A 10,061-nucleotide genomic window follows, 5' to 3' on the forward strand; every position below is an offset into this window, starting at 1 on the left:
CTCCTAGCGGCGTTGCGAGCGAGACACCTGGGCGAGGACCGCTTGCAGGCGCGACGCGGACGGGCCGAAGCCCGACAGCGCCGATTCGATGCGTTGGACGACGGCCTCGGCCTTGTCCTGATCGGCCACGCCCGCGACGCCCAGGGCGAAGAAGGTCGACAGGGCGAATTTGGCCTCGGGGCTGCCTTGCTTGGCGGCCTCTTCGTACCAGTGGAAGGCGCGGGCGTAGTCGGCGGGCACGCCGATGCCCTCGGAATACATGACCGCCAGCACCAGTTGCGCCTCGGCCGAGCCGTTGATGGCCGCCAGTTGGATGGCCCGCACCCGCTCCAGATAGCTGAGCCGCGACTCCATCGGATGGCCCAGCATGGCCTCCAGCGTCTCGACCTGGCGCTTGGACAGGTCCTCGGGCCGGGTGGCGACGTTTTCCGTGATGCCGAGATAGCGCATCGCCCGGCCGACATGGACGAACGGCAGTTCGGCGCCCATCCGCGACAGGGCGTATTCATAGGCGTCGCCGCGAGGCCGACTCTCGTCCGAGAAGGGCACGCCCGAGGCCGGGGCCTTGTTGGGATAGAATTCGAACGGCGGCACCCACTGGCGGGCCTTGGCCTCGACGAAGCGGCCGTACTGGCTGCGGCCGGGCGAGGATTGTTCAAAATCCTTCAGCAGCACATAGGCGCCCACGTCGCCGGTCTGCACCGCCAGATAGTTGTACAGATAGGCGTCCACGTCATTGCGTTGGAACAGGTCGGTGGCGGCGCGATAGCCGCGTCGATTTCCGCGTTGACCGGCGTTCCCGCCGTTGCCGCCGCCCCAGGCTTCGCGCGCCTGGCGGTTGTCGGCCGGTTCGCCGAACGGGCCGTAGAGGCTGTCGTGCAGCCGCGCCAGGGTGCGATAGCCGGCCGCGTCCTGGGTCGACATCACATAGACGACGCGGTCGCGGACCTCTTCCTGCTCCTCGCGGGTCATCTGGCCCAGCAGGCGGTCCAGCCGCTGATAGGCGACGTGCCGCTCGAACGCCCGGCAGTCGTCATAGCGCGACAGGGGTTTCCAGCCGCCCAGGCCGCCGCGATCCACCCGGTTGATGGGCGCATAGCCCTGATCGTTGGCCAGGGCCATGCCGTACCAGACCGCGCTCTCGATCGGATCTTCGATGTTCTTGTCGGTGGCGCGCAGGGCGGAATAGCGCGAACCCAGCTCCAACTGGGCGAAGAAGTCGCCCCGGAAGGCCGCCCGCCGCAGATAGCGCAGGCCGGTCTCTTGGGCGTTGAACTCGGGACCTGTGAAGGACGGCGGGCGCGGACAGGCGTTCGAGGCGGCGTCCTTGCGCCAGAACTGCACGCCCTGATCCTGGCAACTGGCCATGCTCAGCGCCGCGACGGCCAGGACCGCCACCGTGGCGGCGGCGGCCAAGGGCGCGCGAGACCGATTCCGGGCGCGATCACCGTCCATGCCCTCGCGGTCGCGCATGATCCCCTACCCTTCGTCGCGTCCTTGGAAAGCAGGGCGCGCGTTAACCATGTTACGCCTGGATCGTCTGGTCCAGCGAACTCCCTGTCAAGATTAACGTTTCATTAGGACAAAGCGTTGCCGCAGCGCGGCCAAAATGTGACTCCCGCCGAGTTCCGCCGTTCATTCAGGCGGTTGAGACGATTTCGCCCGCTCTCGCCGGATGGGGCGTCACGCCCTATATCATTGTCATGAGCTATATCGCCCGCACCGACCGTCCCGCCGACAAGGCCGCCCGCTATGCCGAGGTCGAGATCGAGATACTGGCCGTGCTGGAAGGCGAACCGAACCGAACCGCGCGCATGGCCACGGTCGCCTCCATGCTGGCCGACGCCTTCGAGACGTACTTTTGGACCGGTTTCTACCTCGTCGCCGACGACCGGGCCGACGAACTGGTGGTCGGTCCCTATCAGGGCACGCTGGGCTGTCTGCGCATCCCGTTCGGGCGCGGCGTCTGCGGGGCGGCGGCCCGCACCGGCCTGACCCAGTTGGTCGAGGACGTGCACGCCTTTCCCGGCCACATCGCCTGTGACAGCCGTTCGCGCAGCGAGATCGTCGTGCCGGTGCGCGACGCCTCGGGCGCCCTGATCGCCGTCTTCGACGTGGACGCGACCGAACCGGCCGCCTTCGACGCGACGGACGCCCAGGCCCTGGAGCGATTGATGGCCAAGGTCTTCGCGGCCGGTTGATCCACGCTGGCCGCCGACTATGGTCCGGCGACGTTTTTCAGGGAGATCTGACATGGGCGAACGGGTCGTGGCGGTCACGGGCGGGCACGGGGTGCTGGGCCGGGCCGTGGTCCAGGCGGCGCTGGACGCCGGGCTGAAGGTCGCGGTCATCGACCATGCGGCGGGCCAACCGGTCCCCGACGGCGTGCTGGAGATCGGCGGCGTCGACCTGACCGATCCGGGCCAGGCCCAGGGCGCCATCGACAAGGCCGTCGCCCATTTCGGCCGTCTGGACGCCCTGTTGAACATCGCCGGAGGCTTCGTGTGGCAGACTGTCGATGACGCCTCGCCTGCCTGGGACCGGATGTTCGCCCTGAATCTGACCACCGCCTTGAACGCCAGCCGTGCGGCCCTGACCCCTCTGAAGGCCTCGTCCGACGGACGCATCGTCAACGTCGGCGCCAATGCGGCGCTGAAGGCCGCGGCCGGCATGGGTCCCTACGCCGCCTCCAAGGCCGCCGTTCACGCCCTGACCCAGGCCCTGGCCGAGGAGTTGAAGTCCACCTCGGTCACCGTCAACGCCGTGCTGCCGTCGATCCTCGACACGGCCCAGAACCGCGCCGACATGCCCGACGCCGATCCGGCGAAATGGGTCGCGCCCGCCGACCTGGCGGCCGTCATCCTGTTCCTGGCCTCGCCCGCCGGGCGCGCCGTGACCGGGGCGTTGGTTCCCGTGACCGGCCGCGTCTAGGGGCGCGGAGGGGATGAGCCGTTTTCGCAGCGTCCTGTTTCTGCCCGCCGACAATGCGCGGGCGGTCGAAAAGGCGCGCGGCCTGGACTGCGACCTGGCGGTCCTGGATCTGGAGGACGCCGTCGCGCCCGACCGCAAGGCCGAGGCCCGAAAGGCGGCCGTTACGGCCCTGAAGACCCATCCCTTCGCCGTCCGCGTCAACGGCCTGGACACGCCCTGGGGTGCGGACGACCTGGCGGCCCTGGCCGGAACCGGCGTCCGCGTCGTCGTCGCGCCCAAGGTCGAGAGCGCCGCCACCGTCATCGCCCTGGCCGAGCGCCTGCCCGAAATGGCCCGTCTGTGGGCCATGATCGAGACGCCGCGCGCCCTCAGAGCCTTGAACGTCATCGCGGCGTCGGGCGGGCCGCTTCGGGCCTTGATGTTGGGCGTCAACGACCTGGCCAAGGCCTTGGGGACCGGCCCGTCGCCGGATCGTGAGCCGTTGAAGCCCTGGCTGGCCGCCACGGTCGCCACCGCCCGCGCCCACGGCCTGCTGGCCATCGACGGCGTATTCAACCGTTTTCAGGATGCGGAAGGGTTCGCGTCCGAGGCCGCTCAGGCCCGTCTGTACGGTTTCGACGGCAAGAGCCTGATCCACCCGTCACAGATCGCCCCCTGCCACGCCGCCTTCGCCCCGACCGAGGCGCAGGTCGCCTTCGCCCGCGCCGTCGTCGCCGCCTTCGCCGCGCCCGACGCCGCCGACAAGGGCGCGATCCGCGTCGACGGCGAAATGGTCGAGCGGCTGCATCTGGAAACCGCCGCGGCCCTGCTGGCGGCGTTGTAGAGCTTGGCCTACACAGGCCGGGCATGACCGCCAAAGCGCCCGCCTTCGCCAAGATCGTCAGAGCGCCCGCCGTCGCCAAACGGACCCCTGCCTGGGTCTGCGCGCCTGGGGTGCTGAAGGTTCCGTTCCTGTCGGCCTTCCTGTCGGAATACGATCTGCGACGCCTGCCCAAGGGCGGCGTGCGCGCCGTTCTGGGCTGGGGCATGAAGCCGACGGCCCAGGCGGGCCGCCGCTGGGCCGCCGCCAAGAAGCGGCCCTATATCGCCCTGGAAGACGGTTTCCTGCGCTCGGTCGGCCTGGGCGAGACCGGCGCCGCCAGCCTCAGCCTGGTGGTCGACGGCGTGGGCATTTATTACGACGCGACGCGGCCCAGCCGCTTGGAGCGGCTGATCACGACCGCCGACGACTGGTGCGACGCCGCCATGACGGCCCGCGCCCGCGCCCTGATCGACCGCATCGTCGCCTCGGGCGTGTCCAAGACCAATATGGGCGGGCCGCTGGACCCGGCGATCCTGCGGCCCGGCCGCCGGGTGCTGGTGGTGGATCAGACGCTGAACGACGCCTCCATCGGCTACGGCATGGCCGACGCCGACAGCTTCCGCGCCATGCTGGCCGCCGCCAAACGCGACAATCCCGAAGCCCAGATCATCGTCAAACGACACCCGGCCGTGGCCGCCGGACGTAAGCAGGGCTGCATCGCCGCGGCCGATCTGGAGGGCGTGACCTTGATCGACGCCGATGTGCGGCCCGCCGATCTGCTGGCCGCCGTGGACGCGGTCTATTGCGTCACCTCGGCGCTGGGGTTCGAGGCCTTGTTGCGCGGGCTGCCGGTCGCCTGTTTCGGCGCGCCCTTCTATTCCGGCTGGGGGCTGACGACGGACGCCGTCGACACCGGCCGCCGGGGCGTGGCGCGGACGGTCGAACAGGTCGCCGCCGCCGCCCTGATCGCCTACAGCCGCTACGTCGATCCCGTCACGGGCCGTCGGTGTGAAGCCGAACAGGCGCTGGAGCGTCTGATCGCCCTGCGCGACCGCGCGGATCGGCTGGCGGGCGACTGGGCCTTGACCGGTTTCGCCCCGGCCAAGCGCGGCGCGATCCGCCGCCTGTTGAACAGCCCCAAGGGCCGGGTCCACTTCATCGGTTCGCCGCGCGCCGCCGCCCGGCACGCCTCCGCGACCGGCGGCCGCCTGGCCTGGTGGGCGGGCAAGGAGACCGAGGCGGTGCGCGTCGCCGCCGCCGCCTTCGACGGCCCGACGGTGCGGATCGAGGACGGCTTCATCCGCTCCCAGGGCCTGGGTTCGGACTTCTTCGGCGCCCTGTCCGTCGCCCTGGACGATCTGGGGGTCTATTACGACCCGCGCGGTCCCAGCCGTCTGGAAGCCCTGATCGAGGGGGCGGCCCTGACGCCGGATCAGGTCCAGCGCGCGCGCAGCCTGAAGGGCCGCGTGGTCGAGGCCGGGGTGTCGAAATACAACCTTGTGGGCGCCGCCATGCCCACCGACTGGCCGACCGACCGAGAGCGGGTGCTGGTCGTCGGCCAGGTCGAGAACGACAAGTCGATCCTGACCGGCTGCGAGGGCGTGCGCACCAACGCCGGCCTGATCGCCGCCGTCCGCGCCGACCGGCCCGAGGCCTTCATCATCTATCGCAACCACCCCGACGTGCTGGCGGGCAACCGCCCCGGCAGGCTGGACGCCCAGGCCCTGGGCGCCGTCGACGCCGTGGCCGACGGGCTGGACGTCATCGACTGCATCCACGCCTGCGACCGACTGGCGACTCTGACCAGTCTGGCGGGGTTCGAGGCCCTGCTGCGGGGCAAGGCGGTCTCCACCTATGGGCGGCCCTTCTATGCGGGCTGGGGCCTGACGGACGACCGGCTGACGTTTCAGCGCCGCACGCGCCGCGCCACGCTGGACGAACTGGTCCACGCGGCGCTGATCGCCTACCCGGTCTATGTCGGGCCGACCGGCTGGCCCTGCGAGGCCGAGGACCTGGTTGAGGCCCTGATCGCCGCGCGCGGCCGTCCGGCCGTTTCGCCGCCCAATCAGATCGCCCGCTGGTGGAAGGGAATTCGCGCCAGTCTCGACCGCACGCCGCCGCCGTCCTACTGAGAGGGTTCGTCATAGGAACGGACCCTCCCTCAAGCAGAGAGGCGCCGCGCGCCGAGCGATAGGGAAACCAGAATGTCGAACGCAGTCATCGCCGCCACGGGCCTGTTCACGCCCGACCAGTCCATCTCGAACGCCGAACTGGTGGCGGCCTACAACGCCTGGGCCGAGCGGTGGAACGCCGCCAACGCCGACGCCATCGCGGCCGGAGAGGTCGAGGCGCGCACCCCGTCGTCGCCCGAGTTCATCGAGAAGGCGTCGGGCATCAAGTCGCGCTTCGTGCTGGACAAGGCCGGGGTGCTGGACCCCGCGCGGATGCGGCCGCACCTGCCGGAGCGCTCGAACGACGAACTGTCGATCCTGGCCGAGATGGCGGTGAAGGCCGCGCGTCAGGCCATCGAGGCCTGGGGCAAGCCGGTCTCGGAGATCGGCGCGGTGTTGTGCGCCGCCTCGAACATGCAGCGCGCCTATCCGGCCATCGCCATCGAGGTGCAGCAGGCCCTGGGGATCGAGGGCTTCGCCTTCGACATGAACGTGGCGTGCAGCTCGGCCACCTTCGGCGTCAAGACGGCGGCCGATTTCATCGCCTCCGGCTCGGTCAAGGCGGTGCTGATGGTCAATCCCGAGATCTGTTCGGCGCATCTCAACTTCACCGACCGCGACAGCCATTTCATCTTCGGCGACGTGGCCACCGCCGTGATCGTCGAGGCCGCGGATCAGGCGACTGGCGGCTGGGAGATTCTGGGCACGCGGCTGAAGACCGTCTTCTCGAACAACATCCGCAACAACTACGGCTTCTTGAACACCGCCGCCCTGGCGACGGGAGAAGCGCCCGAGACGCCCGGCGGGCCGACCGACAAACTGTTCGTCCAGCAGGGCCGCAAGGTGTTCAAGGACGTGGTGCCGATGGTGGCCGAGATGATCGTCGATCATGCGGGCGACCTGGGCCTGGACCCGACCGGCCTGAAGCGGCTGTGGCTGCACCAGGCCAACATCAACATGAACGAGATGATCGGGCGCAAGGTGCTGGGCCGCGACCCGGCGCCGGGCGAGAACGTCATCATCCTGGACGACTACGCCAACACATCGTCCGCCGGGTCGATCATCGCCTTTCACCTGCACCACCAGGGCTTCCAGCCCGGCGAGGTCGGCCTGATCTGCAGCTTCGGCGCGGGCTATTCGGCGGGCACGGTGTTCGTGAAAAAGCGGGCCTGAATCCGGCTCGCCCGGATCACGAATCCGCGCTGGCGCTTGCATCCGTCACGAGTCTTTGCGAGGCGTTCTTTCGTACGCCAAGACCGATGGGGGCGCCCGCATGACACACGCCACGACGAACGTCGGCCCGTGGGGCCGCAAGCTGGACCCGCTGGCGGCCGACGTGGCCCTGGTGCTGCAACGCATGGGCGGATCGGCCCATCAGGCCGTGGTGGTGGATTGCGTCGCAGCCATGAAACGCCAGCGCGGCGAACAGGTCGCCCAGGATCTGACGGCCAAGATCGTCGAGGTGTTCGAGAAATACCGCGACCTGTTCTTCCGCCCCTATGGCGAAGGCTCGATGCGCTGGGCCTTGCAGCCAGGCGTCGCCTGACGCCGCATCGAGTTGGAAACGAAAAGGGCGCGCCCGCCGGGCGCGCCCTTCGTCTTACAGCCGTCGTGCGATCAGAATTTGCGCACGAAGCTCAGCGACCAGACGTCGGCGTCGCCGCCGCCGTTGCGGAAGTCGCGACGGGTCCAGTCGGCGCGGACGCCGTTCTGGCCGTCCAGGAAGTAGTTGGCGCCGACGCCCCAGTTGACGCTCTCTTCGCTGTCGGAGGCGGACAGGGTGGTCGATTCCACCTTCACCTTGGTCGTGCCGTAACCGATGCGGCCGAACAGCTCCAGGTTCGAGGCGACGGGGATGGTTCCGGTCACATAGGCGGCCAGGTCGTGCTCCAGCTCGGCGGTCGAACCGGGGATGCCGACGACGTCGTCATCGCTGACGCCCAGCGAGGCCTCGCCCTCGACGCCGATGTACGGGGTCAGCTTGGCGCCCACGCGGGCGGTCACGGCGCCCAGATCGGCGTTGTCGCCCTGTACGCTGCCGTAGCCGATCGAGCCGTAGGGGTTTGAAAGGCTCTGAGCCGACGCCGGCGCGGCGATCAGGGTGACGGCGGCGGCGGCGAGAAGAAGATTGCGCATGGGTTCTGTATCCTTTGGTTGCGGCGATTTCTGATGATCGCCATCGCCGCCCCCGGCGGATGCAGAAATAGGTAAGCGTTCACGGCCGTTCCATGGCCGTTTCATTACGCGGACTTAACCGTGGAATGAAGGACACACACGGCGTTCCGCCAAGATGGACTGAAATGCGGCGAATGATGACTTACGGATTGGCAAGTCTTGCTTTATGCGCCGCACTGGCGTCAGGCGCCGACGCGCACAATCACTTGGTGCCCCAGGTCTTTCTGAGACCCAGCAGTTCATCGACATAGCCCCACACGCACACCGGCTGCATCAGCAGGCTGTAGGCGAAGGCGTAGAATACGAAGCCGCCGATGTTCCGGCGCACGGTCAGGCCCTGACGGTGGAACATCCTGCGCTGAAGGCGGCACACGAAGAAATTCCACAGCAGGGCCAGGGGCAGGACCAGCAGGGTCATCGGCCCGGCGATGATGTAGTCGCCCATCAGCGCCAGCACCAAGCCGGGGATGAAGACGAAGGTGTAAACCAGATCGATCGGCAGGAAGCACAGGTTCCACCAGATGAAGAGGGTGGTCAGCCGCCGCGTCCGCAACAGGTCGCCGTGGGCCTTGAAGGCCTCGATCAGGCCTCTGGACCAACGTTTCCTCTGATTGGCGAACTGTCTCACCGTGTGCGGCACATTGGTGAAGACCAGGGCGTCTTCGGCATAGCCGACGCGGTGGCCCGCCTTCAGCAAGGCCCAGGTCACCACGATGTCCTCGCCGACGCAGCTCGGCCAGCCGCCGACGCTTTCCAACGCCTCGCGCCGGTAGAGCGAGAAGGCGCCCTGGGCGACCAGGGTGCCGTGATACATGCTCTGCATCCGTTTCACGGCGGCGATGCCGTTGAAATAGTCCCATTCCTGGGCGCGGGTCAGCCAGTTGTGTCGCGAATTCTTGACCAGCACGGACCCGGCCACCGCCACCGTATCGGCCGGGTCCGCCATCAGGCGTTCGACGATGTGGGACAGCGAATCCTTGACCAGCCAGCAGTCGCCGTCGACCGTGACGATCAGCGGATGACGCGCGACCTTCAGCCCGTAGTTCAGCACGGACGCCTTGCCGGCGTTCTTGGGGAAGTCGACGATCCGTATGCTGCGGCCCAGGGGGAAGTTCAGCTTGGCGACCGCCGCCCTGACGGCCGCGACGGTGCCGTCGGTCGATCCGTCGTTCAGCAACAGGATGTCGAGTTCGCCCAGGTAGTCCTGGATCGCCAGGGAGGCGAGGGTGTCGCCGATGTTCTGTTCTTCGTTGTAGCAGGCGATCAGGACGCTGACGCCGGGATAGCGGGCCAGGGCGCGTCTGGGCGGCCGTTTGTCGTTCAGCAGGGTGGCGACGATGAAGGCGTTCATGAAGCCGGGCACATAGGCGATGAAGGTCACCGCCCCGACGGCGAACAGCCATCCCCACCGATGGGCCAGATCGGCCAGCCAGCCTTGCGACAACCAGATGCTCAACGCCGCCCAGAGGCTGGCCAGCGCCACCGCCAGGGCGAACTTGGCCGACACCGGCAGATAGAGGCCTTGGCGATGTCGGGATCGAGCGCGAGGCGGGGCGACGCCCGCGACGCCGTCAAAGGTCAGGGGCGGCTCGACTGATGCCGCCGTACGTTCCGTTACGGCCCCTCTGGACAGGGCTGAGGAAAGCGGAAAATCGTACACAGTCCCCTAAGCCCACAGACTCCCTAGACGGCGGCTTCATACGCACCGCCATCCCCCGAATTTCCGCTAACACGGAGATCCGGTCGCGCACAATCCGATGCGCCTCGAACGGGGAATTCTCTGCCAGAACAGGCCTGTCGCCTGCGGGGACCTATCTGTCCTTTTCGCGTTCCTGGCCGCTCTTGGCCGACAGGGCGGCCTGGGCCGCCGCCAGCCGGGCGATGGGCACGCGATAGGGTGAGCAACTGACGTAGTCCAGACCCACGGTTTCGCAGAAGGCGATGGACGACGGATCGCCGCCGTGTTCGCCGCAGATGCCCAG

The 10,061-nt window shown here is 68.4% G+C and carries 10 protein-coding genes; 6 read left to right on the plus strand and 4 right to left on the minus strand.

From position 1 onward, the window contains the following. Positions 1 to 3: 3 nt before the first annotated feature. On the minus strand, positions 4 to 1,473 hold the full coding sequence (locus V7D63_RS05760) for a tetratricopeptide repeat protein (RefSeq protein ID WP_333591308.1): 1,470 nt from the start codon (positions 1,471 to 1,473) through the stop codon (positions 4 to 6). A gap of 230 nt (positions 1,474 to 1,703) precedes the next feature. On the opposite strand from V7D63_RS05760, the gene V7D63_RS05765 reads away from it, so the two are divergent. The 6 genes from V7D63_RS05765 to V7D63_RS05790 all read left to right on the plus strand — a co-directional run bounded on the left by V7D63_RS05765 (position 1,704) and on the right by V7D63_RS05790 (position 7,450). Next, positions 1,704 to 2,201 (plus strand): GAF domain-containing protein, encoded by a 498-nt coding sequence (locus V7D63_RS05765; protein ID WP_333591309.1) that lies wholly within the window; start codon positions 1,704 to 1,706, stop codon positions 2,199 to 2,201. A 52-nt stretch (positions 2,202 to 2,253) separates the two neighbouring features. Beyond that, on the plus strand, positions 2,254 to 2,931 hold the full coding sequence (locus V7D63_RS05770; RefSeq protein WP_333591310.1) for an SDR family NAD(P)-dependent oxidoreductase: 678 nt from the start codon (positions 2,254 to 2,256) through the stop codon (positions 2,929 to 2,931). A 13-nt stretch (positions 2,932 to 2,944) separates the two neighbouring features. Beyond that, positions 2,945 to 3,754 (plus strand): HpcH/HpaI aldolase/citrate lyase family protein, encoded by an 810-nt coding sequence (locus V7D63_RS05775; protein WP_333591311.1) that lies wholly within the window; start codon positions 2,945 to 2,947, stop codon positions 3,752 to 3,754. Between the two features lie 23 nt (positions 3,755 to 3,777). Beyond that, a complete protein-coding gene (locus tag V7D63_RS05780) occupies positions 3,778 to 5,865 on the plus strand; it encodes a capsular polysaccharide biosynthesis protein (protein WP_333591312.1) in 2,088 nt (695 codons plus the stop codon). A 72-nt stretch (positions 5,866 to 5,937) separates the two neighbouring features. Continuing rightward, positions 5,938 to 7,077, plus strand: coding sequence for a beta-ketoacyl-ACP synthase III (locus tag V7D63_RS05785; RefSeq protein ID WP_333591313.1), 1,140 nt, complete (start codon positions 5,938 to 5,940; stop codon positions 7,075 to 7,077). A 100-nt stretch (positions 7,078 to 7,177) separates the two neighbouring features. Continuing rightward, complete coding sequence (locus V7D63_RS05790; RefSeq protein ID WP_333591314.1) at positions 7,178 to 7,450, plus strand: hypothetical protein; 273 nt, start codon at positions 7,178 to 7,180, stop codon at positions 7,448 to 7,450. 71 nt (positions 7,451 to 7,521) lie between these two features. Here the strand turns inward: V7D63_RS05790 and V7D63_RS05795 are convergent, their stop codons facing one another. The 3 genes from V7D63_RS05795 to V7D63_RS05805 form a co-directional block, all read right to left on the minus strand. Then, complete coding sequence (locus V7D63_RS05795; protein WP_333591315.1) at positions 7,522 to 8,040, minus strand: porin family protein; 519 nt, start codon at positions 8,038 to 8,040, stop codon at positions 7,522 to 7,524. Between the two features lie 241 nt (positions 8,041 to 8,281). After that, positions 8,282 to 9,586, minus strand: a complete 1,305-nt coding sequence (locus V7D63_RS05800; protein ID WP_333591316.1) for a glycosyltransferase family 2 protein — start codon at positions 9,584 to 9,586, stop codon at positions 8,282 to 8,284. A gap of 304 nt (positions 9,587 to 9,890) precedes the next feature. After that, positions 9,891 to 10,061: putative PEP-binding protein (locus V7D63_RS05805; RefSeq protein ID WP_333591319.1), on the minus strand; the 171-nt coding region annotated here is incomplete at its 5' end.

It is taken from the genome of Brevundimonas sp., from assembly GCF_036732845.1.
Taxonomy (GTDB): domain Bacteria; phylum Pseudomonadota; class Alphaproteobacteria; order Caulobacterales; family Caulobacteraceae; genus Brevundimonas.

Bases quoted from the DNA above. Each gene is read 5' to 3' on its own strand.
- V7D63_RS05760 (WP_333591308.1), bottom strand. From the start codon at position 1,473: ATGCGCGACCGCGAGGGCATGGACGGTGATCGCGCCCGGAATCGGTCT.
- V7D63_RS05765 (WP_333591309.1), top strand. From the start codon at position 1,704: ATGAGCTATATCGCCCGCACCGACCGTCCCGCCGACAAGGCCGCCCGC.
- V7D63_RS05770 (WP_333591310.1), top strand. From the start codon at position 2,254: ATGGGCGAACGGGTCGTGGCGGTCACGGGCGGGCACGGGGTGCTGGGC.
- V7D63_RS05775 (WP_333591311.1), top strand. From the start codon at position 2,945: ATGAGCCGTTTTCGCAGCGTCCTGTTTCTGCCCGCCGACAATGCGCGG.
- V7D63_RS05780 (WP_333591312.1), top strand. From the start codon at position 3,778: ATGACCGCCAAAGCGCCCGCCTTCGCCAAGATCGTCAGAGCGCCCGCC.
- V7D63_RS05785 (WP_333591313.1), top strand. From the start codon at position 5,938: ATGTCGAACGCAGTCATCGCCGCCACGGGCCTGTTCACGCCCGACCAG.
- V7D63_RS05790 (WP_333591314.1), top strand. From the start codon at position 7,178: ATGACACACGCCACGACGAACGTCGGCCCGTGGGGCCGCAAGCTGGAC.
- V7D63_RS05795 (WP_333591315.1), bottom strand. From the start codon at position 8,040: ATGCGCAATCTTCTTCTCGCCGCCGCCGCCGTCACCCTGATCGCCGCG.